The organism is Nonomuraea sp. NPDC049709 (assembly GCF_040674815.1).
GTDB lineage: Bacteria > Actinomycetota > Actinomycetes > Streptosporangiales > Streptosporangiaceae > Nonomuraea.
Genome location: NZ_JBFANM010000027.1, coordinates 121269 through 147332 on the forward strand (window position 1 = coordinate 121269; position 26064 = coordinate 147332).

General features: G+C 73.8%; 22 protein-coding genes. 11 read left to right on the top strand and 11 right to left on the bottom strand.

Features of this window, described 5'->3' with window-relative positions:
• The first annotated feature begins 4 nt into the window (after positions 1–4).
• Positions 5–1150 carry a galactonate dehydratase gene (dgoD, locus tag AB0J69_RS27060; protein ID WP_364122593.1) on the top strand — a complete coding sequence of 382 codons (1146 nt, stop codon included), beginning with the start codon at positions 5–7 and terminating at the stop codon, positions 1148–1150.
• Positions 1151–1166: 16 nt separating this feature from the next.
• Here the strand turns inward: dgoD and AB0J69_RS27065 are convergent, their stop codons facing one another.
• On the bottom strand, positions 1167–2246 hold the full coding sequence (locus AB0J69_RS27065) for a LacI family DNA-binding transcriptional regulator (protein ID WP_364122595.1): 1080 nt from the start codon (positions 2244–2246) through the stop codon (positions 1167–1169).
• Between the two features lie 427 nt (positions 2247–2673).
• Between AB0J69_RS27065 and AB0J69_RS27070 the strand changes: the two genes are divergently transcribed.
• The 4 genes from AB0J69_RS27070 to AB0J69_RS27085 are packed head-to-tail and all read left to right on the top strand — an operon-like array spanning position 2674 to position 7705.
• Positions 2674–3492, top strand: a complete 819-nt coding sequence (locus AB0J69_RS27070) for a sugar ABC transporter permease (RefSeq protein WP_364122640.1) — start codon at positions 2674–2676, stop codon at positions 3490–3492.
• Positions 3482–4333: a carbohydrate ABC transporter permease gene (locus AB0J69_RS27075; protein ID WP_364122597.1), complete on the top strand. Its 852-nt coding sequence runs from the start codon at positions 3482–3484 to the stop codon at positions 4331–4333. The genes AB0J69_RS27070 and AB0J69_RS27075 overlap by 11 nt, the downstream gene beginning before the upstream one ends.
• 37 nt (positions 4334–4370) lie before the next feature.
• Entirely contained in the window at positions 4371–5657 is a 1287-nt protein-coding gene (locus AB0J69_RS27080) for an extracellular solute-binding protein (protein ID WP_364122599.1), read from the top strand.
• Positions 5654–7705: a hypothetical protein gene (locus AB0J69_RS27085; protein WP_364122601.1), complete on the top strand. Its 2052-nt coding sequence runs from the start codon at positions 5654–5656 to the stop codon at positions 7703–7705. The genes AB0J69_RS27080 and AB0J69_RS27085 overlap by 4 nt, the downstream gene beginning before the upstream one ends.
• On the opposite strand, the gene AB0J69_RS27090 is transcribed toward AB0J69_RS27085, so the two are convergent.
• The 6 genes from AB0J69_RS27090 to AB0J69_RS27115 form a co-directional block, all read right to left on the bottom strand.
• Positions 7702–9093 carry a hypothetical protein gene (locus tag AB0J69_RS27090; protein ID WP_364122603.1) on the bottom strand — a complete coding sequence of 464 codons (1392 nt, stop codon included), beginning with the start codon at positions 9091–9093 and terminating at the stop codon, positions 7702–7704. The two genes, AB0J69_RS27085 and AB0J69_RS27090, sit on opposite strands and share 4 nt — an antisense overlap.
• Complete coding sequence (locus AB0J69_RS27095; protein ID WP_364122605.1) at positions 9090–9836, bottom strand: alpha/beta hydrolase; 747 nt, start codon at positions 9834–9836, stop codon at positions 9090–9092. Before AB0J69_RS27095 ends, AB0J69_RS27090 begins: the two co-directional genes overlap by 4 nt.
• Positions 9837–9895: 59 nt before the next feature.
• Positions 9896–10792: an aldo/keto reductase gene (locus tag AB0J69_RS27100; protein WP_364122607.1), complete on the bottom strand. Its 897-nt coding sequence runs from the start codon at positions 10790–10792 to the stop codon at positions 9896–9898.
• Between the two features lie 85 nt (positions 10793–10877).
• Positions 10878–12122: a PP2C family protein-serine/threonine phosphatase gene (locus AB0J69_RS27105; RefSeq protein WP_364122609.1), complete on the bottom strand. Its 1245-nt coding sequence runs from the start codon at positions 12120–12122 to the stop codon at positions 10878–10880.
• 251 nt (positions 12123–12373) lie between these two features.
• Entirely contained in the window at positions 12374–13330 is a 957-nt protein-coding gene (locus tag AB0J69_RS27110) for a nitronate monooxygenase (RefSeq protein WP_364122611.1), read from the bottom strand.
• A 236-nt stretch (positions 13331–13566) separates the two neighbouring features.
• A complete protein-coding gene (locus AB0J69_RS27115; protein WP_364122613.1) occupies positions 13567–14760 on the bottom strand; it encodes an aminotransferase class I/II-fold pyridoxal phosphate-dependent enzyme in 1194 nt (397 codons plus the stop codon).
• 204 nt (positions 14761–14964) lie between these two features.
• Here AB0J69_RS27115 and AB0J69_RS27120 point away from each other — a divergent pair, with 204 nt between their 5' ends.
• From AB0J69_RS27120 to AB0J69_RS27135, 4 genes are read left to right on the top strand one after another with little or no spacing between them, the layout of a single operon-like run.
• Positions 14965–15213: an acyl carrier protein gene (locus AB0J69_RS27120; RefSeq protein ID WP_364122615.1), complete on the top strand. Its 249-nt coding sequence runs from the start codon at positions 14965–14967 to the stop codon at positions 15211–15213.
• Entirely contained in the window at positions 15213–16433 is a 1221-nt protein-coding gene (locus AB0J69_RS27125) for a beta-ketoacyl-[acyl-carrier-protein] synthase family protein (protein ID WP_364122617.1), read from the top strand. The genes AB0J69_RS27120 and AB0J69_RS27125 overlap by 1 nt, the downstream gene beginning before the upstream one ends.
• On the top strand, positions 16399–17565 hold the full coding sequence (locus AB0J69_RS27130) for a hypothetical protein (RefSeq protein ID WP_364122619.1): 1167 nt from the start codon (positions 16399–16401) through the stop codon (positions 17563–17565). The genes AB0J69_RS27125 and AB0J69_RS27130 overlap by 35 nt, the downstream gene beginning before the upstream one ends.
• Positions 17562–18692, top strand: coding sequence for an NAD(P)-dependent oxidoreductase (locus tag AB0J69_RS27135; protein WP_364122621.1), 1131 nt, complete (start codon positions 17562–17564; stop codon positions 18690–18692). The genes AB0J69_RS27130 and AB0J69_RS27135 overlap by 4 nt, the downstream gene beginning before the upstream one ends.
• Here AB0J69_RS27135 and AB0J69_RS27140 read toward each other — a convergent pair.
• Complete coding sequence (locus tag AB0J69_RS27140; protein ID WP_364122623.1) at positions 18634–19491, bottom strand: phosphatase PAP2 family protein; 858 nt, start codon at positions 19489–19491, stop codon at positions 18634–18636. The two genes, AB0J69_RS27135 and AB0J69_RS27140, sit on opposite strands and share 59 nt — an antisense overlap.
• Positions 19492–19714: 223 nt before the next feature.
• On the opposite strand from AB0J69_RS27140, the gene AB0J69_RS27145 reads away from it, so the two are divergent.
• Positions 19715–21187, top strand: a complete 1473-nt coding sequence (locus AB0J69_RS27145; protein WP_364122625.1) for a wax ester/triacylglycerol synthase domain-containing protein — start codon at positions 19715–19717, stop codon at positions 21185–21187.
• Here AB0J69_RS27145 and AB0J69_RS27150 read toward each other — a convergent pair.
• The 3 genes from AB0J69_RS27150 to AB0J69_RS27160 form a co-directional block, all read right to left on the bottom strand.
• Positions 21156–23165, bottom strand: a complete 2010-nt coding sequence (locus tag AB0J69_RS27150) for an MMPL family transporter (RefSeq protein WP_364122626.1) — start codon at positions 23163–23165, stop codon at positions 21156–21158. The two genes, AB0J69_RS27145 and AB0J69_RS27150, sit on opposite strands and share 32 nt — an antisense overlap.
• A gap of 190 nt (positions 23166–23355) precedes the next feature.
• Positions 23356–24159: an SAM-dependent methyltransferase gene (locus AB0J69_RS27155; protein ID WP_364122628.1), complete on the bottom strand. Its 804-nt coding sequence runs from the start codon at positions 24157–24159 to the stop codon at positions 23356–23358.
• 170 nt (positions 24160–24329) lie between these two features.
• Positions 24330–25319 (bottom strand): endonuclease/exonuclease/phosphatase family protein, encoded by a 990-nt coding sequence (locus AB0J69_RS27160; RefSeq protein ID WP_364122630.1) that lies wholly within the window; start codon positions 25317–25319, stop codon positions 24330–24332.
• A gap of 428 nt (positions 25320–25747) precedes the next feature.
• Here AB0J69_RS27160 and AB0J69_RS27165 point away from each other — a divergent pair.
• The coding region (locus tag AB0J69_RS27165; protein WP_364122632.1) for a hypothetical protein at positions 25748–26064 on the top strand (317 nt) is incomplete at its 3' end.

Consider the following 26064-nt stretch of genomic DNA (forward strand, 5'->3'; position numbering starts at 1 on the left):
CCGAATGAAGATCGTGTCCATGGACACCTTTCTGGTCCCGCCGCGCTGGCTCTTCCTCCGGGTGCGCACCGACGAGGGCGTCACCGGCTGGGGCGAGCCGGTCGTCGAAGGGCGGGCCGAGACCGTCCAGGCGGCCGTCGCCGAGCTCAGCGACTATCTGATCGGCGAGGACCCGCTGCGCATCGAGGACCACTGGCAGGTCCTGACCAAGGGCGGCTTCTACCGGGGCGGGCCGGTGCTGTCCAGCGCGGTCGCCGGGATCGACCAGGCGTTGTGGGACATCGCGGGCAAGGCCGCCGGGCTGCCCGTGCACCAGCTGCTGGGCGGGCCGGTGCGCGAGCGGGTCCGCATGTACGCGTGGATCGGCGGCGACCGGCCGGCCGAGGTCGCGGACCTGGCGGCGGCGCAGATCGAGGCCGGGTTCACCGCCGTCAAGATGAACGGCTCGGGCGAGCTGACCGCCGTCGACACCCCGGCCCGCACCCACGAGGTGGTCTCCAGGGTGGCGGCCGTGCGGGAGGCCATCGGCGAGCACAACGACGTGGTGGTCGACTTCCACGGGCGCATGTCCACCGCGATGGCGCGGCGGCTGCTGCCGCTGCTGGAGCCGTACCTGCCGCTGTTCGTGGAGGAGGCGGTGCTGCCCGAGCACTCCCGGAACCTCGCCGCGCTTGCCGCGGCCACGTCGATCCCGCTGGCCACGGGGGAGCGGCTGTACTCGCGCTGGGACTTCCGCGACGTGCTGCCCAGCGGCATCGCGGTGGCCCAGCCGGACGTGAGCCACGCCGGCGGGATCTCGGAGGTCCGCCGGATCGCCGCGATGGCCGAGGCGTACGACGTCGCGATGGCCCCGCACTGCCCGCTCGGCCCCATCTCGCTGGCCGCCAGCCTGCAGCTCGCCTTCGCCATCCCGAACTTCCTCATCCAGGAGCAGAGCGTCGGCATCCACTACAACCAGGGCAACGACGTCCTCGACTACCTCGTCGACCCGGGGCCGCTCACCTTCGGCGGCGGCTACGCGCAGCGCACCACCCGGCCGGGGCTGGGCATCGTGATCGACGAGCGGGCCGTGGAGCGGGCGGCCGAGCGCGGCCACCGCTGGCGGGGCCCGATCTGGCGCCACCCGGACGGCTCCTTCGCCGAGTGGTGACCCGCCGCCGGAGGGATCAGGACGGCGCGGGCCCGGTGCTGTCGCGGACGAGCAGCCGGGGCCGGTAGCGCACGTCGTAGCCGCCGCTCTCGCCGTTCATCAGCGCCCAGAGCCGCTCGCACGCCTGCCGGCCCAGCTCGCTCTTCGGGATCGACACCGTGGTCAGCGGCGGGGTGGTGTAGCGGGCGAACGGGATGTCGTCGAACCCGGTGACGGACACCTCGCCGGGCACCCGTACGTCCAGCTCGTGCAGGCCGGTCAGCACGCCCGAGGCCACCATGTCGTTGAAGCCCACCACCGCGCTGGCCCCGCACTCCACCACCGCGGGCGCGGCGGCGTGGCCGTGGTCGAACATCGACCCGCACGGCAGCACGGTCAGGTCGAGGCCGGGCGCGGCGCGCAGCGCGGCGAGCCGCTCGGCGTTGCCCGCGCTGCCCGCCGGGCCGGCGAGATAGGCCACGCGGCGGTGGCCGAGGCCGGTGAGGTGGGCCACGATCTCCCCGATGCCCGCGGCGTTGTCGATCGACAGTGACGGCGCGCCCAGATCGGGGATCTCCCGGTAGACCAGCACGAACGGCGCCAGCCTGTCGCTGAGCGCGCGTAGCCGCCCGCCCGGAGCGCGGGGCGAGGCCAGCACGAGCCCGTCGGAGTTGCGCCGCGCCTCCAGCGCGAGGATCACCTCCTCCTCCGGGTCCTCGTCGGACTCGGCCACCAGCAGCTGGCGGCCCGCCTGGCCGGCGGCCTGGCTGAGCCCGCGCAGCACGCCCTGGAAGAGCGGGTTGGCCAGGTCGGGGACGACGAGAGCGACCGTGCCGGTACGGCCGAGCGCGAGCCGGCGGGCGGCCACGCTCGGCTCGTAGTCCAGCTCCTCGGCCGCGGCCCGCACCCGGGCGGCCAGCTCCGGGTTCACGGTCGGCGAGCCGTTCATGACCCGCGACACCGTGGCCCGCGAGACCCCGGCAGCCTCGGCGACCCGGCTGATCGTGGCCGGGCCGGCCGGTCGCGGCCCGCGCCGTCCGCCCGGGCGGACGGGAGCAACCGGCGTCTCCTCCCTGGCCGACCCGTCCTGGTCACCGTCTCCGGCGCTCGCCCTCATCCGCTCTCCCCGCACGCTCGGGCCCGTTTGCCGCATGCATTAAATCGCCGGACGCCCCCGGACGGGCACCGACGTCGAGATACCGGTTTCTCACCTTGCATTACAACCGGTTGCCACGAGGCACGCAAGACCTGTTCACCCAGTTCAGTGCCTCGCTAACCGAGCGTTGACACCCGATGTGGGCGATGTTAGAAACTGGTTACTCACAAGACATCACGGCTTGTGCCCCTGCTTATCCCGGTCGCGTGCGGCTCAGCGCGACTGCGAAGGGTGCTAGATGAGCAAACGTTTGGATCCCCCCGAAACCACCGTCACCCCGCTCACACCCCCACACCCGCCGCCCGTCGACCTCTCGCCGGCACCGCGACCGAGCGGCCCGCCCAAGGACCGCGTCGGCTACCTCTTCCTCACGCCGTGGTTCATCGGCATGGCCCTGTTCACCGTGGGTCCGATCCTGGCCTCCCTCTACCTCTCGTTCACCGAGTACAGCCTGCTCAAGCCGCCCGAATGGCTCGGGCTCGGCAACTACCGCCAGATGCTGGACGACCCGCGGCTGCACAAGTCGCTGCTGGTCACGTTCGTCTACGTGTTCGTGTCGGTGCCCATCCAGCTCGTCCTGGCGCTGGCGCTGGCACTCCTGCTCAACCGCGGCGTACGCGGCCTGAGCTTCTACCGGTCGGTCTACTACCTGCCGTCGCTCCTGGCCGGAAGCGTGTCCATCGCCATCCTGTGGCGGCAGATCTTCGGCAAGGACGGCCTGGTCAACCAGCTCCTGGCCATGGTGGGAGTGGAGGGCGTGAGCTGGGTGGCCCACCCGGACTTCGCGCTGGGCACGCTGGTCCTGCTCAACGCGTGGACGTTCGGGGCGCCCATGGTCATCTTTCTGGCCGGCCTGCGCCAGATCCCCGCCTCCTACTACGAGGCGGCCCAGGTGGACGGTGCCGGGACGGTGTCGCGGTTCTTCCACATCACGCTGCCCATGCTGACCCCGATCATCTTCTTCAACCTGGTCCTGCAGCTCATCGGCGCCTTCCAGAGCTTCACGCAGGCGTTCGTGATCAGCGGCGGCCGGGGCGGGCCGTCGGACGCCACCCTGCTCTACACCCTCTACCTGTACGAGCGCGGCTTCGGCTCGTTCGACATGGGCTACGCCTCCGCGATGGCGTGGGTCCTGCTGGCCCTCATCGCCGTGCTGACCGGGATCAACTTCCTCTTCGCCAAGCGGTGGGTGTTCTATGGCAACTGAGCTCAGGGCCCCCGGCGGCCGGTCGCGCCGCCTGTCGAAGCACGCGCTGCTCATCGGCTTCGGCCTGGTGATGCTCTATCCGCTGCTGTGGATGGTGTCCAGCTCGGTCAAGCCCACCGAGACCATCTTCCGCGACCCGTCGATCTGGCCCAGCCGGCTCGACCTGGGCAACTACGTCGAAGGCTGGACGGCGCTCGACCATCCCTTCCACTACTACCTGCTGAACTCCGCGATGATCGCGATCCTGGCCGTGGCGGGCAACCTGCTGTCGTGCTCGCTGGCCGCGTACGCGTTCGCGCGGCTGGAGTTCCGGGGCAGGAAGATCTTCTTCGCCATGATGCTGGCGACGCTGATGCTGCCCATCCACGTGCTCATCGTCCCCCAGTACGTGCTGTTCTCCCAGCTCGACTGGATCAACACCAACCTGCCGCTGGTCGTGCCGAAGTTCCTGGCGCACGACGCGTTCTTCATCTTCCTCATGGTGCAGTTCATCCGCGGCCTGCCGAAGGAGCTGGACGAGGCGGCCCGCATCGACGGCTGCGGTCACTTCAGGATCTACTGGCGGATCATCATGCCGCTGTCGGTGCCGGCGCTGGCCACCTCGGCGCTGTTCACCTTCATCTGGACCTGGAACGACTTCTTCAGCCAGCTCATCTTCCTGACCGATCCCGAGCTGTGGACCATGCCGGTGGCGCTGCGCTCGTTCATGGACGGCCAGGGCGAGACGGCCTGGGGCCAGCTCTTCGCCATGTCGATCGTGGGGCTGGCGCCGATCTTCGGGTTCTTCCTCGCCGGACAGCGCTACCTGACGCAGGGCATCTCCACGACCGGCTTTCGCTGATCTGCGATTAAAACGTTCTCATAGATGGAGAAGGGCCATGTCGACAAGATCCAGTGGCCTGGCGGCGCTCTGCCTGGCCGGCGTGCTGCTGGCGGCCTCCGCCTGCGGCGGCGGCTCGTCCGGCGGGGGAGACGGCACCGTCGAGCTGCGCTTCGGCTGGTGGGGCAACAACGACCGGGCGGCCGCCACGCAGCGCGTCATCGACGCCTTCCAGGCCAAGAACCCCGGCATCAAGGTCAAGGGCTCGTTCACCGACTTCAACTCCTACTTCGACCGCCTGGCCACCGAGGTGGCCGGCGGGCGCGCGCCCGACGTCATCACGCTCGGCGGCGCCTACCCCCGCGAGTACGGCGACCGCGGCGCCCTGCTCGACCTGGCCAAGGTCGGGCTGAAGACCGACAGGATCGGCGCGGCGGCCCTGGACAACGGCAAGTTCGGCGGCGTCCAGTACGGCGTGCCCACCGGCGTGAACGCCATCGCCGTGGTCGTCAACGAGGCCGTGTTCGACAAGGCCGGGGTGCCGCTGCCCGAGGAGGACACCTGGACCTGGGACGACTTCAAGCGCATCGCCAAGGAGCTGTCCGGGAAGGTGCCCGAGGGCACGTTCGCGCTGGCCGACCCGACCAGGACCGACACGCTGGACGTGTACTCGCGCCAGCGCGGCGAGGCCCTCTACACCGCTGACGGCAAGGTCGGCATCAGCGACAGCACCCTGGTGGACTGGTGGACCATGACGCTGGAGCTGCAGAGCGCCGGGGCGACCCCGCCGGCCTCGCAGACCGCCGAGCTGATCACCCAGCCCGCGCCCGAGCAGTCGCTGATGGGCCGGGGCCAGGCCGCGATGCAGTTCGACTGGAGCAACCAGCTCAGCGCCCTGAGCAAGGCTGCCGGGCAGCCGCTGCGGCTGATGCGGGTGCCGGGTGAAAGTGGCGCCGCCCAGCCCGGCATGTGGCTGCAGGCCTCGCAGATCTACAGCATCAACGCCAAGTCCGAGCACCCGCAGGAGGCGGCCAAGTTCGTGGACTTCCTGGTCAACAGCCCCGAGGCGGGGAAGATCATCCTGGCCGACCGGGGCATCCCGGCCAACTCCGACGTCCGCACGGCCATCCAGGGCGTGCTCGGCGAGCCGGAGAAGGCGCAGGCCGCGTTCATCGACGCGCTCACGCCGAAGGCCGGGCCGCCGCTGGTGATCGGGCCGGCCGGGTCCACCGACACGCCCAAGATCCTGGACCGGGTCAACGCCGAGGTGCTGTTCGGCCGCGAGCAGCCCGCCGCCGCGGCGGCGGACTTCATCCAGCAGGTCGGGACGGCGATCAAGCAGTGATCGACCGCCGCGAGCTGGCCGGGCGGCACGCCGTCGAGGTGACCGGGATCCTGCCCGAGTCGCCGCTGTCGGTGGGCAACGGGGGGCTCTGCTTCACGGTGGACGTCACCGGGCTGCAGACCTTCCCGGCCTCCTACCCGGTCGAGGACCGCTCCGGCACCGGGCCGGGGACGCTGCTGGCCACCATGGCGTCATGGGGCTGGCACAGCGTCCCCGGCTCGTACGGGCTGGCCGAGACCATGCGCACCTACCGGACGCCGCACGGGCCGGTGCCGTACGTGGACATGCGCGGCGACCTGAGCGGCTCCGCCGAGGCGCCCGCGTCGGCCGCCGAGTCGTGGCTGCGCGCCAACCCGCACCGGCTGGACCTGGGGCGGATCGGGCTGGCCCGGCCCGGCGCCGCCCCGCTGTCGCCCGCCGACCTGAGCGGCGCCCGCCAGCGGCTCGACCTGTGGACCGGCACGCTGACCAGCCGCTTCCGGTTGCGCGGCACGCCCTACCGGGTCGTCACCGCCTGCCACCCCGAGCGGGACGTCCTGGCCGTGCGGATCGAGTCGCCCGGCCTGACCGAGGCGGGGGTGCGGCTGGCGTTCCCGTACGGGTCGCAGGCGTGGGGGAACGCGGCCGACTGGTCGCGGCCGGAGGCGCACACGTCCGAGCTGCGGGCTTCGGCGGGCGGGTTCACGGTGGCGCGGGTGCTGGACGGGACCGCGTACGACGTGGCGGTGGCCGTGACCGGCGGGGGCGAGGTGGCGCGGTGCGGGGCGCACGAGTTCCTCATCACCTTCCGCGAGCCGGTCGCCGAGCTGGTGATCGGGTTCGACGCGCGCGGGGCCGGGCACCTGCCGGGGTTCGGGGAGGTGATGGCGGCGTCCGGACGGCACTGGGCCCGGTTCTGGAGCACGGGCGGCGCGGTCGACCTGTCCGGCAGCCGCGACGAGCGGGCCCCGGAGCTGGAGCGGCGGATCGTGCTGTCGCAGTACCTCACGGCGATCCACTGCGCCGGGTCCACCCCGCCGGCCGAGACCGGGCTGATGGCCAACAGCTGGCGCGGCCGCTTCCACCTGGAGATGCACTGGTGGCACGCGGCCCACTTTCCGCTCTGGGGACGGCCGGGGCTGCTGGAGCGCAGCCTCGGCTGGTACGCCGCCATCCTGCCCCGCGCCCGCGAGACCGCCGCCGCGCAGGGCTGCCCCGGGGCGCGCTGGCCCAAGCAGGTGGGCCCGGACGGGCGGGAGAGCCCGAGCCCGATCGGGCCGTTCCTGCTCTGGCAGCAGCCGCACCCGATCTTCCTGGCCGAGCTGGTCCGCCGCGCCGTCGGCACCCGGCGGGCGCTGGCCCGGTACGCGGACCTCGTGCTCGACACGGCCGCGTTCATGGCGGCGTTCGCGGTCGAGGGGCCCGGCGGGTACGGGCTGGGGCCGCCGCTGGTGCCGGCCCAGGAGTCGTACGCGGACGTGCGGGCGAGCGCGGCCAACCCGACGTTCGAGCTGGCGTACTGGGCGTGGGCCCTGGAGGTGGCGCAGCGCTGGCGGCGCCTGATGGGGCTGGGCCCCAACCCGCACTGGGCCGAGGTGGCCGCCGGGATGGCCGCCCCCCGCGTGCGCGGCGGGGTGTACGCGGCGATGGACGCGCCGCCGTACACCGTGCGCGACGACCACCCCTCCATGCTGTACGCGCTCGGCTTCGTCCCCCAGACCCGCCTCATCGACGCCGGCACGATGCGCGCCACGCTCGCCGACGTGCTGGCCACCTGGGACTGGGAGACGACGTGGGGCTGGGACCACCCGGCGATCGCCATGACCGCCACCAGGCTGGGCGATCCGGCCACCGCCGTGGAGGCGCTGCTGCGGCCCGTGGCCAAGAACGCGTACCTGCCGAACGGCCACAACCGGCAGAGCGCCACCCTGCCCGTCTACCTGCCGGGCAACGGCGGCCTGCTGGCGGCGGTCGCGCTCATGGCCAGGGGCTGGGACGGCGGCCCGCCCTCACCCGGTTTCCCCGCCTCCTGGGCGGTCCGGCACGAGGGGCTGCTCCGCCTGCCCTAGCCGGCGTGCCACTCCAGCTCCTCCCGCTTGGCCAGGAACTCCTCGGCCACCGGCCACTCCAGCGGCAGCGGCAGCGGGTACGTCGTGCGGATCCGCGCCAGCTCCCGGTGCGCCCGCACGAGCCCGGCGAAGTCACGCGGGTACGCGTCGGTGTCGGCCCCGGTGAACACGCCGAGCTTGCGCCCCCGCGCCAGCAGCGCGCGCCAGTCGTCGATCCCCGCCAGCCCGACCGAGTCCACGCCGTGCGAGAACAGGATGAGCCTGATCTCGTCGAACGGGTCCGCGTCGTCGAGGTAGGACATCGCGTGCGCGTGCGACTGGCCGGTGTTGAACACCATCCAGTACGGCACCGACCCGCTGCGCAGCGTCCACCACGGCTCCAGCAGCAGGAAGCACTCCACCAGCAGCCGGTCGCCGGGCAGCCCGCGGCGCTGGTACCAGCTCCGGTACAGGTCCGCCACGACCGGGCTCAGGGCCTCGGGCTCGCCGAACCGCATGCGGACCAGCCGCCACCGGTTCCGCTCCGCCAGCTCCGTCAGGTCGCCGAGCAGCTCCGGCTGGAACCCCCACTCCGCCTCTGGGTGCTCGCCGTCCGCCTCGGGGTAGTCCCACGCGGACCGCCCGGCGCCGTACCGGGCCAGGTAGCGGGCCACGCGCGGGCCGCCGTGCTCGTACTCCTCGCGGGTCGCGCCGCCGAGCGCGCCGTGCTGGAAGAGGTGGCGCGGGCCCACCTCCGTGGCCGGCCAGCGCAGCCCGCAGTCCACCACCACCAGCGTCGCGCCGGGCGGCAGCGACTCCTCCAGGAACCGCCGGTACGCCTCGGCCAGGCGCCGCCATTTCACCCGGAAGTACGTCATGCCCGCGATCATCAGGCGATCCTGGTTGGCGTCGTGCATGTGGTGCAGCACCAGGTCGGGGTTCGCGTCCAGCAGCGCCCGCCCGGCGCCCCGGGTCACCCGCAGGTCGCCGCGCGGGTCGTCGGGGCGGACGCCGCGGCGGCGTACCGGCAGCAGCAGCGTCTGCGGCAGCCACGGCGCGCGCAGCGCCGCGGCCAGGTGGACCAGGGCGCCGTTGGACGAGCCGACGAAGGCGACCGGGTACGGGCGGCGCGGGTAGTGCCCGGCCACCCACCCCGCCAGCTCCTCGGAGCGGATCTCCGGGACGCGGCGCATCGGCACGGCCTCGGCCCAGCCGCTCACGGCGTATGCCCGCTCCTTGGCCTTGCGCGGCAGCCGCCCCGCCCCGCCGAGCAGCGCGGCCGCCACCGGCTCCAGCGCCGCCGGGCCCTGGCCGAGCAGCGGCACGTCCTTGTCGTGCAGGAACCGCGACAGCGCCCGCAACATGCCGGTCGCCGAGTCGAACGACGCCACCGCCTTGCCCGGCCTCACGCGGCCACCTCCTCCAGGAACGCCGCGACCTCGCGGGCCAGCCCCCGGGGATCGCGGTACGGGACCATGTGCGGGAGGCCGTCCATGACGACCAGCCGCCCCCTGGGCAGCAGCCGCGTGACCTCCTCGGCCCACGCCTGGCTCACCATCCGGTCCTTGCCGCCCCGCACCACCAGGACGGGCTCGGCGACGTGCGGCAGCTTGTCCTCGATCCGGTCGCGCATCGAGGTGCCGAAGCTGGCCAGCACCCGGCGCGGTCCGGCGTCGACGTAGTCGGCGACGTTCAGCGGCGCCATGCGCGGGCTCTCGCGTACCGAGTTGCGCAGCCACTGGCCCACGACCCGGACGGGCGTGCGCGCGTACGGGTCGACGGTCGGGCCCGTCAGCACCAGCGCGCCGGCCAGGCCCGGGTGGCGGGCCGCCAGGTCCACGACGACCTGGCAGCCGAAGGACCCGCCGAGCAGGCACGGCCGCTCCAGCCCGGTCACGGCCAGCCAGTCGGCCACCGCGTCGGCGAGCGTCTCCAGGGTGAGGGGCTCTGCGGGCTTCTCGCTGCGGCCGAACCCGGGCAGGTCGAGACTCCAGGCGTCGTGCGTGGCGCCCAGCACGCGGACGAACGGCAGCAGCTCCCGGCTGGACACCCCCGCGCCGTGCACGCACACGACCGCCGGGCCCGGGCCGTGGCCGCGCCAGCTCATGACCCTCATGCCCAGCGCGGTGTGGACTCGCTGTTCGAGCGGCACGCCTCTCCTCTCTCAGGGGGCTGCCCACCTACCCGAACCGTGATCGCGCGAACGTCCGCTCAGTCCACCGGCGACGGAGGCGGCGTCCCGAGCGCCGCCAGCTCGGCCCAGAACCCGTCCGGGATCACCGTGTCCACCAGGTCGCCCAGCTCCTCCAGCCGCCGCACCGAGGTGATCCCGACCACCGTGGAGTGGATGCGCGGCTCGGCCAGGGAGAAGTGCAGGGCGGCCGCCGCCAGGCCGATCCGCCACCGCTCGCACAGCTCCCGCACCCGCTCGACGTGCCGGCCGAACTCCGCCGAGATCGGCCGGTAGCCGTAGGTGCCGGCGTGGCGCGGCGAGCCGGACAGGATGCCGCCGCCGAAGGGCGCGGCGTTGAAGACCGTCATGTCCCGGTCCGTGGCGAGCCGCAGGATGTCCTCCGCGCGCCGGTCCACCAGGGTGTAGCGGTTGTGGGTGAGGACCGCGTCGAACGCGTCCGTACGGATGTAGTCCTGCACCATGGTGCCCCACCCGCCGGCCGCGATGCCGATCGCGCCGACGAGCCCCTGCTCGCGCAGCGAAACCAGGGCCGGCACCGCGCCGCCGGGCCCCATCGCCTCCCGAACCGTGATCGTCATCGGGTCGTGCAGGTGGTAGACCGGCAGGGTCTCGACGCCGAGCCGGGAGATCGTCTCCTCGAAGGAGCGCATCACCCGGTCACCGTCGAACACCCCCGTGTCCGGGTCCCGGTCCGCCTTGGAGAAGATCGTCACCCCCTGCGCCTTGCCGGGTGCCTTCCCGAGCGCCTGCCCGATCAGCGTCTCGCTGCGGCCCTCCGCGTACTCGTTGGAGGTGTCGAGCTGCCGGAACCGGCCGGACAGCAGCGCGTCCGCCAGCTCGTCGTCGCCGGGCCGGCGGCCCAGCCCCGACGTGCCGAGGGTCACCGCCCGCAAGGGGCCTTCCGCTCCGGGCACCCGACGCCCCTGCTGCTCCGGCAACTGTCCGCCTCTCACCGCGATCGTCGACTTTCGCGGCACGATCATCGCACGTGCCGGGACGTCACAGGGTGAGCTGGTAGCGGCGCCGGGTCTGCCACTCCACCGTCAGCACGGTCGCGTCGTCCTGGAGCCGGCCGCGCTGGTGCTCCAGGATGGCCTGGATCAGCCGCCGCAGCGTCTCCGGTGCCGACATCCCGTCCGCCTCGCGCCGGATGACGAAGTCGATGAACCGCTCCAGCCCGAACAGCTCGCCGCCGGGGCTCTGCGCCTCGATCATGCCGTCGGTGTAGAACAGCAGCCGGTCGCCGGGCTGGAGCTGGTAGCGGAGCATGCCCGTGGACACGTCCAGGCCGAAGCCCATCGGCGGGTCGGGGACGCTGTCGAGGGTCGCGACCAGCCGGCCCTCCCGGATCAGCAGCGGCGGGTGGTGCCCCCGGTTGACCCAGGTCAGCAGTCCGCTGCGCACGTCCAGCTCGGCCAGGATGCCCGTGGCGAACCGGCCGGTGAACTCCGCCTTGATCGCCGCGTCGATGGCCTCGCCGGTCGCGCACAGGTCCATCCCGTGCCGGCGGCAGTTCCGGCCGGCGCCCATGGCGACGGACGCGGTCAGCCCGGCGGAGGTGTCGTGCCCCATGGCGTCGAAGACGGACAGGAAGAGGGTGTGGCCGTCGAGGGCGTAGTCGAAGGCGTCGCCCCCCATCTCGTACGCGGGCTCCAGGGCGGCGCTGATCACCACGTCGTCGTTGGCGAACGTGCCCGGAGGCAGCAGGTTCCACAGCACCTCGGCCGACAGGGTCAGGGGGCGGGCGCGTACCAGCCGGGCGTGGGAGTCGCTGTGCGGCCGCTTGCTGATCACCAACAGCGCCACCAGTGACGCGAGATCCTTGGCCCGCTGCTCGAGCAGCGCCCCGTCCCGGGACGCCGCCTCCTGATGAACGGTCAGGCCGAGCACGCCGACCCGCTCCGTGCCGTCCAGCAGCGGCAGCCACAACCGCCGCGCCACTCCTTCGGGGTCGCCGACGGCGCGGGTGCGGACGATCTCGACCACGCGGAAGGCGCGACCCGGCATGGTGCCGTCGATCCGGATGGTGTCGAGCGGCCCGCCGTCCGCGCCGTGCTGGCCCGGCAGCGGCACGAGGAGCAGTTGCTGCAGGTCGGTCACGTAGATCGCGAGGTCGGAGAAGCCGACCAGCCGCGCGTGCTCGGCCGCCCGGAGCGGCAGGTCCTCCATCGCGGCCAGGTGCATGGTCTGCAGCAGACCGCTGAGGGCGCGTTCACCCGCGTCCCGCACGTCGTCACCGCTCACGGTTTCACCTCCACACTGCCCCTTACCCACTGCACCGCCCACCGGCCCGCGCACGGGCGGATAGGGGTGCCGGCATGGTGCGGCGCAAGGGGGCGTATCGCGGCTGGTGGCGGGGGAGCACGTCTACCGGTGGCAGGTCCGCCACGTGCACCGGCCGCGCCAGGTTCCGATGGACTGCCGGGAGATCGTGACGTTCCGCCGCGACCTCTCGCCCGGCTCCCCGAAACGCCCGGCAGCTCGATGACGGGGGACTAGGGACGACCGAAGCGGCCCAGGAGCGTGGCGGCGGTGGCGAAGGCGGCGACCACGTCGGCGGCCGTGCGCTGCCGCTCCACCAGGCCCACCGCCTGGCCCGCGTAGACGTAGGCGGTGTCGAAGTCACCCTCCACGCGGGCCGACTCCAGCTCGGCCCGCGCCGCCTCGTCCGCGGCCAGCTCCTCCTCGTGCCCGTTCCACCGGTCGAAGAACGCGTTGCGCAGCGCGCGCCCGCCGAACTCCGGAGGCCAGGCCAGGTGCTGCGCGACGTCGAAGACCCGCCCGTACGCCGTGCCCGTCTCCCCGGTGGCCAGCACCCGCTCCCGGCCCGCCTCGGACAGCATCGTCTCGGCGCACCCCAGGAACGCCGTCCCGGCCCAGCCGCCCTCCGCCCCGGCGGCCAGCACGGCGGCCAGACCGCGGGCCGTGGCGATGCCGCCCGCGGCCAGCACCGGCACGCTCACCGCGTCCAGCACGCCCTGCAGCAGCGGCAGCGTGGCCACCTCGTTGCGGCCGTGCCCGCCGCCCTCCGCGCCACGGGCCACCACCACGTCCGCCCCGGCCCGCTCGGCCGCCCGCGCCTCCTCGGTGGTGCCCGCCTGGACGGCCACGACGATCCCGGCCCGCCGCAGCGGCTCCACGTAGCCGGCGAAGTCGCCGAAGCTCACCGACGCCAGCGCGGGCCGCGCCTCCAGCACCGCGTCGAGCTGGCCGGGGTTGTCGCGCAGCGCCCAGGCCATCAGCCCGATGCCGTACGGGCGCCCGCCCGCGGCGGCGACGGCGGCCTGCTGGGAGATCCACGAGGCCGGCGCCTTCGGGGGCACCCCGATCACGCCCAGCCCGCCCGTCGCGGACACCGCCGCGGCCAGCCGCCCGTCACCCACCCCCGCCATCGGCGCCCCGACCAACGGCACGTCCACTCCGAAACGGTCGGTCAGCCAGGTCCGCACCATCGTCCTCCCATTCGTCCGCGACAGGTACCGTCGCCTGCCGCTCCGCGGGGCCAGGCTAATGGAAGCGCCCGCCCAGCCGGCAGCCGGACCCGCACACCCCTTCGGGGACCGGATCACGCGCTGCCGGCGGGCTCGACCAGAGCCTCGGCCCGGCCGCCACGGCGCCGATGCCGCACGGGCGCTCGTTCGCCGAAGCCCGGCCGGCCCTGCCGGAGGGCGGGTCGGGACGCGTGCGGTCAGTGCCGGGTGAGCGTGCCCAGCCGGCCGGCGACGGCGGCCACCGCGCCCAGCACCCGGTCCACCTGCGCGCCGGTGTGGGCGGCGGTGACGCTCAGCCGGATCAGCGCCTTGCCCTCGGGCACGCCCGGCGGCAGCATGACGTTGCCGAAGACCCCCTCGTCCAGCAGCCCGGCCCAGAACCGGCCGCACTCCAGGGCGTCTCCCACCTGCAGCGACACGGTGGGGGTGCCGCCCGGCGGGATGGCGAAACCGAGCGCGACCAGGCCCGAGCGCAGGCGTTCGGCGGCGGTCAGGGCCGCCTGGCGGCGCTCGGGCTCCGTACGGATGATGTGGAGGGCGGCCAGCGCCGCCGCGGTGCAGGCCGGCGGCAGCGAGGCCGAGAACAGCGCGGCCCGCGCGCTGTGCCGCAGATAGTCGATGACGGGCCGGGGCCCGGCGACGGCTCCGCCGAGCGTGCCGAAGCACTTGGAGAAGGTGACCGTCTGCACGTCCACGGCCGGCTGCAGGCCGTAGTGCTCGGCGGCGCCCCGGCCGCCGGCGCCCAGCAGGCCCGCGTCGTGCGCGCTGTCGATGACGACCCGGGCTCCGTGCCGGGCCGCGAGCTTGGCGATGCCCGGCAGGTCGCACAGGTCGCCGCCGACCGAGAACATGCCCTCGGTGAGCACGAGCACCCCGTCGTCCGGGCCGACGGTTTCCAGCAGCGCGCCGAGCTGGGCCATGTCGTTGTGCCGGAAGCGCCGCAGCCGCGCCTGGCCGAGCCGCGCGGCGTCGAGGAGCGAGGCGTGGATGTGCCGGTCGGCCAGCAGCACGTCGCGCGGCCCGAACAACGCGCCGAGGGACAGGTTGGCCTGGTAGCCGGTGGAGACCACCATCGCCGCCTCGTGGCCGAGGAACTCCGCCAGCTCCTGCTCCAGGCGCTGGTGCAGGACCAGCGTGCCGTTGAGCACCCGCGAGCCGGAGTTGCCCGCGCCGAACCGGCGCAGCGCGTCCGCGCCGGCTTCCTTCAGCCGCGGATCGTCCGACAGCGCCAGGTAGTCGTTGGAGCCGGCCATCAGCACGCGGCGGCCGCCCACCACCACCTCCCCGCCGCCCGGCCGCTCCTCGACCGGCAGGTAGAAGGGGTAGACGCCCGGCGCGACCAGCCCCGCTATCTCCTGCGGGACCCGGCATTTGCTGAACGGGTCCGGCACGGCCCGGCATTCACTTTCCGGCTCTGTCCGAAGCATTCCGGCGACTCACTCCGCATCGGGTGATCGTAGCTGACAGTGACTGTCGGTAATAGTATAGTAATCGCCGCTGGTCTGGACCGAGCATGAGCGCGCCCGGCGGCGCGCGGCGCTCACGCCCCAGCTCAGCCCCGATGCACGACAGCGACAGCCGACAAGGACGTACGCATGACCGAGGAACAGATCTTCCACCAGCTCCGCGCCATCTGCGCCAAGATCCTCTCGGTGGATCCGGCGCTCATCACCCCGGAGACGGACCTGCGCGAGGAGCTGGAGGCCGACAGCCTCGACATGGCCGAGCTGGCCGCGGCGAGCGAGGACCGCTTCCAGCTCGTCGTCGACCTCGACACCGCCAAGCAGGCGCGCACCCTGGCCGACGTGACAGCCCTGGTCCACGCCGGGGCCCAGGCCGGCTGATGCGCGGGCGGATCCGCGTCGCCGTCACCGGCCTGGGCGTGCGCACCCCGGCCGGCAACGATCTCCGGACGTTCTGGAGCACCCTGGTCGCCGGGCGCTCCACCGCGCGTACGATCACCTCCTTCGACCCCGCCGGCCTGCCGGTCGACTTCGCCTGCCAGGTGCCCGACTTCGACACCTCCCCCTACGTCACGGGCAAGCAGGCGCGCCGGATGGACCGCGCGACGCTGCTGGCCGTGTGCGCGGCCGACGACGCGCTGGCCGACGCCGGTGAGCCGGCGGTCCTGCCCGAGCGGCGCGCGGTCGTGACCGGCACCGCGCTGGGCGGCAACGAGACCACCGAGGCCGCCCTGCTCGGCGGCGACGGCCAGCCGGGCGCGCTCTACATCCCGAGGAAGATGCCCAACGCGTCGGCCGCGTTCGTCAGCATGCGCCACCAGATCCTGGGCCCCAGCCTGACCGTCTCGACGGCCTGCGCCTCCGGCGGCCACACGATCGGGGAGGGGCTGCGCCTGCTCAGGGACGGGTCGGCCGACCTGGTGGTGGCCGGGGGCACCGAGGCGTGCGTCTCACCGGCCGTCCTGCTCGCCTTCCACCGCTGCGGCGCGCTGTCGCAGCGGGTGACCGAGCCGGAGCGGGCCTCGCGGCCCTTCGACGCCGCCCGCGACGGCTTCGTGCTGGCCGAGGGCGCCGCGTTCGTCGTGCTCGAACGCCTCGAGGACGCCGTACGCCGGGGCGCCCGCGTCTACGCCGAGCTGGCCGGCTACGGCCGCACCTCCGACGCACACCACCTGACCTCGCCCGATCCCAAGGGCGACGGGGCCGAACGGTGCGTCCGCCAGGCGCTGGCCGACGCGGGCGTGGAGCCGGGGGAGGTGGCGCACGTGAACGCCCACGGCAGTGGCACCCCGCTCAACGACGTCACCGAGGCCCAGGTGATCGCCCGGCTGTTCGGCCCCGGCCAGGTGCCGGTCACCTCGACCAAGAGCGTGGTCGGCCACGCGATCGGCGCCGCGGGGGCGATCGAGGCCGTGGCGGGCGTGCTGACGCTGCACGAGCGTCTGATCCACCCCACCATCAACCTCGACGTGCAGGATCCCGAGTGCGAGATCGACGTGGTACGCCGGCCGCGCCCGCTCGCGCCCGGTGCCGTCGTGTCCAACTCGTTCGCCTTCGGGGGCCACAATGCGAGCCTCGTCTTCGTCCCGTCCGGCACCTAGCGGGCGGGCCCCGGCGGCCGAACCGGTCCGGGGGCGCCGCCGGCTGCGGGAGTTCGTCGAGCTGCCGTACACGCTGCACGGCCGCGACCCCTGCTTCGTGCCCCCGCTGCGGGGCGACTGCCGGCGGCTGCTGGACCGGCGGCGCAACCCCTTCTTCGCCTACGGCGACGTCGAGCTGTTCACCGTACGCCGGGGCGGGCGGGTGGCAGGGCGGGTGGCCGCCGTGGACAACCCGCGCCACAACGACGTCCACGGGGCGCGCGACGGCTTCTTCGGCCAGTTCGCCTGCGTAGACGACCCCTCGGTCGCGCGCGAGCTGCTGGACGCCGCCGGCCGGTGGCTGCGCGGGCGCGGGCTGCGGACCATGCTGGGGCCGGTCAACTTCACCACGAACGAGGAGTGCGGGGTGCTCGTCGACGGGTTCGACACGCCGCCGAGCGTGATGATGCCGTACAACCCCGCCTACTATCCGGGGCTGCTGGAGTCGTGCGGGCTGGCCAAGGCGAAGGACCTGTGGGCGTGGGAGGGGGGCAACGCGGCGCCGGGGGAGCGGCTGGCCCGGATCGCGCGGCACGCCGAGCGGGGCCACCAGCTCACCGTACGATCCCTCGACCCGGGCGACTTCCACGCCGACATGATGCGGGTCAAGCACGTCTTCGACCGCGCGTGGCAGGGCAACTGGGGCTTCACCCCGATGACGGAAGCCGAGTTCACCGCCGTCGCGGGCCGGCTGCGCGCGGTCATGGAACCCGGGCTCGTCCAGCTCGCCGAGGTCGCGGGCGAGCCGGTCGCGGTCGCCCTCGCGCTGCCCGACCTCAACCAGGCCCTGCCCGCCGCCCGGGGCCGCCTGACCCGCTTCGGCCTGCCGATCGGGCTGGTCCGCCTGTCCCTGGCCGCGCGCCGGATCGACCGGGTCCGGGGCGTCCTGTTCGGTGTCGTCCCGCACCTGTCCGGCCGCGGCATCGAGACCGCCCTCTTCATCCGGGGGCAGGAGGCGGTCAGGGCGGGCGGGTACGACGGCGGGATGGAGCACGGGTGGACGCTGGAGGACAACTCGGCCGTGAACCGGTACCTGGAGAGCGCCGGCTGCACCCACAGCAAGACGTACCGCATCTACGGCCGCGACCTGTGACGCCCGCGCAGCCGCGGGAGCCGCTGGGTGCGGGCTCGCGGCAGGAGGATGCGCGGGGGGCGGGCTCGCGGCAGGGGGACGCGCGCGGGACGGGCTCGCGGCAGGAGGATGCGCGCGGGGCGGGCTCGCGGCACGGCCTGTCGCGGCAGGACCCGTCGGCGGCGTGGGCGGGCGGGCGGCGTTACCTGGTCACCGGGGCCACCGGCTTCGTCGGAGGGCGGCTGACGCGGATGATCCTGGCGCGCGGCGGCCGGGTCACCGCGCTCGCCCGCCCGTCCCCGCGCGCGCGGGCGCTGCGCGAGCTGGGCGTCGAGGTGGTCCACGGAGACCTGGCCACCGGCCGGGGCATCCCGGAGGCGCTGGAGGGAGCCGACCGGGTGATCCACCTGGCCGCCGCGCTCAGGGCGCGCACCGCCGCCGAGTTCTGGGCGCTCAACCGCGACGGCGTAGCCCACCTGGTACGCGCACTCGCCGCCAGACCCCGCCCCCCGCGCCTGGTGCTCTGCTCCTCCCTGGCCGCCGGCCCGGCGATCTCCCTGTACGGGGCCAGCAAGCGGGCGGGCGAGCAGGTCGCCAGGGAGCACGCCCACCAGGTGCCCTCGGTCATCCTGCGCCCCGCCATCGTCTACGGCCCGGGGGAGGCCGCGCTGCTGCCTGCCCTCCTGCCCATGGTCCGGCTCGGCGTGGTCGTCAAGGCTGGCTACGGCCCCCGCCGCTACGGCATGGTCTACGTCGACGACCTGTGCACCGCGCTGCTCGCCGCCGCCGACCACGGCCCCGCCCTGCATCCGGACGATCCACGGCGGGGCACGTACCCGATCAGCGACGGCCACGCCTATCACTGGGCCGACATCTGCCGCGCCCTCGCCCGCGCGGCCGGCTGCCGCGACCCCCTGCTGCTGCCGCTGCCGGTGCCGGTCGTGAGGGCCGTGGCCGCCCTGGCCGAGCTGGCCGCGGGGACCGTCCCGCCCCTCAACCGGGACAAGGCCCGCGAGATGCGCCGCGCCGACTGGACCTGCGCGCCGGACGACGCCGTACGCGAGCTGGGCTTCGCCCCCGCCACCACGCTCAGGCAGGGATTCGAGGCCGCTCTGGCTGCTCTGGCCGCACCGCGTACCGCTTCGTGACGGCGTGCGCGACCAGCGCCACCGCCAGGCCGGCGATGACGTCGGAGAAGTAGTGGTACCAGTCGTACACGACGGCGACCGTCAGCCCGGCGGTCAGCACGCACAGGAGGAGGCGGACGTTCGCTGGGACGAACCGGCGCAGGCACAACAGGGTGATCCAGGCGCCCGCCACGTGCGGCGACGGGAAGCAGGCGCCGGGCGGGTCGAAGGCCGCCATGATGTGGTTCTGCAGGGCGGTGATCGCGTATCCGGAGGGCCGGTGGGCGGCGTACAGCTCCGGCGCCGCCAGGGCCGGTCCGGCCAGCGGGACGAGGACGAACCCGGCGTAGCAGGTCAGCAGCGCGGTGAGCGCGGCGAACAGGTAGCGCTCGGCCAGCTGCCGGCGGCCTCGCGCGTAGAGGATCACCGGGAGCAGGAAGCAGGCGTAGTAGGAGAAATAGCAGAAGGTCAGCAGCTCCGTCAGCGGTGGGTTGGCCAGGACGCTGATCGCGGCGTTCGGCGAGATCCCGAACGCCGCCTGCTCCCAGGCCTGCACGGCGTCGTCGACGAAGCGGCCGTGCAGGACGGGGGCGGTGCGGGCGGCGGCGGAGTACGCGAACGGGAGCACGAGGAGCGGCCCGGCGAACCGGATGCGCGACACCGCCCTGACGCCCGGCAGGCGGCGCTCCGCGTGGGCGAGGCCGATCAGGAACAGGGCGGCGAGTGCGTATCCCGCGAGCAGGGCCGGGCCGCCGGCCAGGCGGTCCAGGGAAACGGCCGCGATGAGCCCCATGAGCCCGAAATAGCCCAACAACAGCACTTCAACCGGTCGAATTTCCACAATTAGCCCCCCGGCTTCCGGTGATTTTCGCTGGGGGTCAAATATATCGGCGGCTCGCCGGACGGAAATTGCTTTACTCGGTGTACGCCGGAAGATAACCTGGCCGACCGTGAATGGCGAATTCGCCGCCGGTGCGATACCCCTGACTTTCGGCGACCATTATGTGATCCGGCTCGGCGCGGGTGCGGCGCACGATTCCCGCATGCACTACGGCATCGCCGTACGGCGTCCGGGGCCCCCGCCGGATCCCGCGCAGCTGTGCGCGGACGTCGCCGAGAAGGTGCGCGTGCGGGCACCGGCGCTGGCCTACCGGCTGGCCGGGCGGGGACGGCGGGCGCGCTGGGAGCCGGATCCCGCGTTCGATCCCGCCCACCACGTCGAGTTCCATCGGCTGCCCCCCGGGATCGGCGTCCACCAGGCGGTGATGGACGCCCTGCGGGTCCGGCCGCTCAGCCCGGACCGTCCGCTGTGGAGCCTGATGGTGCTGCACGGGGACGACGAGGGGGCCGGACACGTGCTCTGCTACCGGGCGCATCACGTCTTCCAGGACGGCATGGGCATCGCCGGCGCCACCCGTGTCCTGCTGGGGACGGAGACGTTGCCGCCGCCCGAGGCGGGCGGGACGTACTGGAGGTCGCCGGGACCGGCCCGTCGCGGACTGGCCGACCTGGGCCGGCTGGGGGCCGCCTCGCCCCGCTGGTTCACCGCCCGCCCCGGCGGCGGTCAGGACCTCCAGCTGCAGGTGACCAGCCTGGACAGCGCCCCGTTCCACGACATCGCCCGTGCCACCGGCGCCAGCCTCGCCCAGATCGGCATCGCCCTCGTCGCCGGCGCCTTGCGCGCCTGGAACCCCACCGCCTGGCCCCCCGACCTCCGGCCGGACGTCGGCCCCCGTGGCGGGCTGTATGGGATGCGGGGCGGGGAGGGGCGCGACCGCGCGTCGGATGGTGGCGAGCCCGGCCGCGCGCAGAACCCGCACGATGGTGCCGGGCTGCGGGGCGAGGGTGACGGTGGCGCGTGGAGCGAGGGCGCCGGAACGCCGGGCGGAGGTGCCGGTGGCGGCTCGTGGAGCGATGGTGTCGGGAGGCGGGGCGGGGGCGACAGCGGCGGTGTATGGGGCGCCGGTCGCGGGGGGCGCGGCAGGAGTGACGGTGGCGGGCGCTGGCGGAAGGGGCGGGGGCGGGAGTTGGTGGTGGCGCTGCCGGTCGGGTTGTGCGGGCATCGGCAGCACACCGCGCTGGGCAACCACACCGGGCTCCTGCCCATCGCCATGCCCTGCGACGAGCCCTCGACGATGGCCCGGCTGGAGCGGGTGACCGAGCAGACGACGCTCAGGCGGATCGGGCACGCCCGGCAGGCCGCCCGCCGGCTCTACGGCCTGCCCGCCGCAGTGGCCGTGCCGATGTTGCGGTTGCTGTCGCCGCTGTTCAGGAAGGACGAGCCCAGGAGGCTCAGCGTGACCGCGATCCCGCTGCCCAAGGAGCTCGCGGCCCGGGGCGAGGTGTTCGCGGTGCCCGGCCTGGCGCCCGGCCTGGCCGGGATGGTGGTGATCATGCCAGTCGGCGACACGGTGTCGTTCTCGGCGGTGTTCGATCCCCGGGTGTCGAGGTCCGGGGAGCTGCTCGGGCTCCTGGGGCAGGAGCTCAAGGAGCTGCACGCGCTGGCCACCAGATGAGCCGCCCCATGTGGTGGGCGAGGGCCGGCACCAGGAACGACCGTACGACGACGGTGTCGATGACCACCCCGATCGCCACCAGCAGCCCGAGCTGCACGACCGGCACCAGCGGCAGCACGGTCAGCACGAAGAACGCCGCCGCCAGCACGACCCCTGCGGCCGTGATCACCCCGCCGGTCGCCCGCAGCGCGTGCAGGGTGGCCTCGCGGGTGTCCAGCCGGAGGGACTCCTCCCGCACCCGGGCCATCAGGAAGATGTTGTAGTCGATGCCGAAGGCGATGAGGAAGACGAACGCGTACAGGGCGAAGGACGCGTCCATGACGGGATAGCCCAGGAACTGGGTGAACAACGCCGAGCAGAGCCCCAGCGTGGCCGCGAACGACAGCACCACCGTGCCGATCAGCAGCAGCGGCGCCACCAGCGAGCGCAGCAGGACGATCAGGATCAGCCCCACGACGAGCAGGATCAGCGGCACCACGAGGAAGGCGTCGTCGAGGGCGGCGGTCCTGATGTCTAGGAGCTCGCTGGTGAACCCGCCGAGCAGGGCCGCCCCACCGGCGACGGCGCGTACGGACGTGCGCAGGTCTTCCACCAGCCGCCGGGCCTCCGGCGTGTTCGGCTCAGCGGCCAGCACCACGTCGAAGGTGCGCCACGGCGCGGGCGGCCCCCGGCGCACCGACACGACCCCCTCCGCCTGGCGCACCGCCCGCCCCACCGCGGCGCTCTGGTCCTGCCGGGCCAGGACCACCACGGGGGCGCTGGCCGGGTAGTGGCGGCGCAGCGCGTCGTAGCCGGCCACGGAGTCGGTGCGCATGGTGAACAGGGCGGACGGCGGGATGCCGGAGGCGTCGAGCGTGGTCAGCCCCATGCACAGCATGGTCAGCAGCAGCGCCGAGCCCGCCCAGGCGAGCCGGGGGCGCTGGCCGACGAAGCCCGCGACCCCCTGCCACAGCCCGTCGCGGGGCGCCTGGCCGGGACGCGGCGTGTTCGGCCAGAAGGCCCGCCGCCCGCCCAGGAGCATGAGCGCGGGCAGCAGGGTCACCATCACCACCATCGTGATCACGATGCCGACGGCGGCCGCCGCGCCGATCGAGCGCAGCGCGTGCGTGTCGGCCACCACGAGGCAGCCGACGCCGCCCGCCACCGTCAGCGCCGAGGCCACGACCGTGCGGATGCCTCCGGACAGCGCCTCCTTCAGCGCCGCCCCCGGATCGGCCGTCACGCGCAGCCGCTCGCGGAAGCGGGCGACGAGCAGGAGCGCGTAGTCCGTGGCCACCCCGAACACCAGCACGGTGAAGATCTCGGGCGTGGCCGCGCGCAGCGTCATCAGCCCGGCCCGCGCCAGCGCGTAGACCGCCGCCGCCGAGGCGAGGTAGGCCACCACCACGGCGAGCATGGGGATCACCCACAGGACGGGGCTGCGGTAGACGGCGAGCAGGACCAGGAACACCACGGCCACGCTCAGCGCCAGGAGCGTGCCGTCGACGCGGCGGAAGGAGTCGACGTAGTCGGCGGCCGCCCCGCCGGCGCCGCTCACGTGGCTGACCAGCCCCGGCGGGCTGCCCTCCGCGGCGATCTGGCGCAGCCGCTCGACCAGGGGGCTGACGAGCACGCCCGGCTTGCCGGACAGCAGCACGGTCACCTGGAGCGCGCGCCCGTCGGCGCTGGGGACCGGCGCGGACGCGGTGCCGAGCACGTCGGGAACGGTGGCGAACTGCCGCAGGTCGTGCCGGGCCGCCGCGAGGTCGCCCGCCTGGAGCGGCCCGGGCCGCTCGTAGATCACGAGGGCGGGCACCACCCGGCCGGACTGCTTGGCCAGCAGGTCGAGCACGCGGGCCGACTCGGCGTCCCTGGCCAGCATGGAGGTGCCGCTGGTGATCCGGACGTCGTCGAGGGGGCCGCTCGCGAGAACGGCCGCCACGGCGATGGCCACCCAGGCGAACACCACGCCGCCCGCGATTTTCCGCGCAACCGCCATTCGCAACAAACCCGACAATTCCCCGCCCACCTTCCGGCCTTGAAAGTGAAGATGCCGGCCGGCACATAGACCCTAAATTCCCGCTCCCGGTTAAACAACTTCATGCAGGAGTCTTATATCTGGGTCATGGGTGGATCAAATGGGAAAATGCGCGTTTATGCGTTCGGGGAAATCCGGTGGAGTGCGGTCGTCAGAGTTTCCGGCCCACCGCGCCGTACGCCCCCGCCTCCTCCGCCGCCCGGGTCACCGGCTCGTCCGGACGCCAGTCGAACACCGGCACCAGGCCGGGCTCCTCCAGCTCGTACCCCTCGAAGAACCGCATGACCTGCTCCGCGGTGCGCGGGGTGAAGGCCAGGGCGTCGCTGTTGTACGCGTCGGCGCTGGCCCCCACCTGCTTGGGCGCGAAGTCGGCGGTGACGTGCGAGACGGCCAGGTAGCTGCCGGGCGCCAGGGCGGAGGTGAACCGGCCGACCAGGCCGAAGGGGTCCTCGTGGTCCTTGATGAACATCAGCGTGCCCACGATGATCAGCCCGACCGGCCGGTCGAGGTCGAGGGTGCCGCGCAGGTCGGGGTGGCCCAGGATGGAGTCCGGGTCGCGCAGGTCGGCCTCGATGTACGCGGTGCGCCCCTCGGGGTTGCTCCGCAGCAGCGCGCGGGCGTGGATCATCACGATGGGGTCGTTGTCGACGTACACCACCCGCGCGGCCGGGTTCGCGGCCTGGGCGACCTCGTGCGTGTTGCCCTGGGTGGGGATGCCGGTCCCGAGATCGAGGAACTGGGTGACACCCTGGGTGGCGAGATGGCGCACGGCCCGGCCGAGGAAGGCCCGGTTGTCCTGCGCCCCCTGCACGACGCCGGGCGCGGCCTGCGCCGTCGCCTCCGCCACGGCTCGGTCGGCGGCGAAGTTGTCCTTGCCCCCGAGCCAGTAGTCGTAGACGCGCGCGGAATGGGGGACCGACGTGTCGATCCGCGGGTGGGGATGCGCCTCGGTCATGCGGGACCTCCGGAGACAAGGGTGGGGGACGATCATATGGCGTGAAAAGATCACCCGTACCGGCCCTTCTCATTTCCCGTACCAGACCGGCGCCTCGGTCGCGGTGGACGGCGGCGCCGCCGCCGGCCGGAAGACGATTGCTCCTCCCGCAGGCTCCTGAGCGGCCCCCGTCACTTCACCCGCAGGTCGGCGAAGAGGGCGCGGTGGTCGGAACCCGGCACGTCGAACACCTGCACGTCCACCGCCCCGGCCCGCGCGTCCGTCAGCACGTGGTCGATGGTCACCAGCGGCGGCAGCGCGCGGCCCTGCGGCCAGGTGGGGTTCAGGCCCTGACCGGTGGAGGCCGCGGCGTCGGTGTAGCCGGTGTCCAGCAGCCGCCGGAACACCGCGTGGTCGAGGGTCGCGTTGAAGTCGCCCGCCAGGATCCGGGGCGGTCCCGAGGCGGGCGCGGGCGGCAGGGCGGCGACCCCGGCCGCCCACTCCGGCACCGTCGAGGGCACCGGCGCGACCGGGTGCACGACCACCACCTCCACGGCCGAGCCGCCGGGCAGCGACACCTCGGCCACCGGCATGTGGTGCCCGACCGGCTGGAACAGGCCGGTCCGCTCGCGCAGGGGATGGCGGGCGTACAGGCCGCTGCCCTCCGGGCCGCGGAAGTCGGCCCGGCCGATCCGGTACGGCAGCAGCGCCTCCAGCCCGGCCGCCGCCAGCCGGTCGCGGGCGGAGTACGTCAGCTCCTGGATGCTCAGGACGTCCACGTTCAGCCGGCGTACCAGGTCGACGATCACCGTCGCGTCCCCGCGCCCGCCGTTCAGGTTGGCGGTCAGCACCCGCAGCGGACGGCCCCCGGCCGGGACCTCGCCCCCGCCGACCGCCCGCGGCATCACGAGCCAGGCGAGGCAGGCGCACACCGCGACCATGACCGCGATCGCGGCCCGGCTCCGCGCGGCGACCGCGATCCCCAGCCCGGCCAGTGCCGCGAGCGCGAAGTAAGGGGTGAAGGAGACCATCGGCACCAGGAAGGCCCCGGCCTCCAGCCCACCGGCCCGCACGGCCGTCCCCGCCGCGAACAGCACGGCCAGCCCCGTGGCCACCCGTACCCGCCACACCCGGCGGGGCCGCACCCGCCGCTCCGTCTCCACGTCATCTCGCACCAACACAGCCGCCCACGGTAAGCGGCCATTCTTAACGCCACATGAGGATCGGCGCCCGCGCCCGTCGATTCGCGGAGGTGAGCCGAGGTGAGCGGAGGTGAGCGGAGGTGAGCGGAGGTGAGCGGAGGCGACACGTGTCGGCCGGGGCCGGCTTCATGAGACCGGCCGACTTCATGAGACCGGCTGGCCTACGAGACGGGCCGACTCCTGCGACGGGGCGACCGGTGCGACGGGCCGGCCCGTGCGACGGGCGGTTTCCTGCGACCGGCTGGTTCTGCGTGCCGGGCGGCCTCGCGCATCGGGCCGGCTCTGAGTGCCACGTCGCGCCTTCCGGCGTCTCACGCGACCGGCGCGGCCTTTCACGCGGATCGTCGCTGGTACAGAAGCCCCATAAGGTGAGGTGAGGGGGCGGGGCGATACGGCTCGGGGGTGCGATGTCGTTCAAGGACGAGCAGATGGCGAGGCTGGCCGCGTCCGGGTGGGCGGGCTGTGCGTCGGTGGCCGAGGCGGTGGCCGGGGCCGGGCTGCCGGCGGTGACACCCGGTTACCTCGCCACGGCCTTCCCCGGCGACGCCTGGGACGCCGCCGAGCGCGCGGTGTCGGCGCTGCGGGAGCACTTCGCCGGGGCTCGATTCGCGGACGAGACGACGTACGGGATCCTGCTGGTGCCCGACCCCGGCAGGCTGGACACCCGGCGGCCGATGCCGCCGGCCGTGCGGGCGGGCCAGCTCGGCGCGCCGAGCGCCGACGT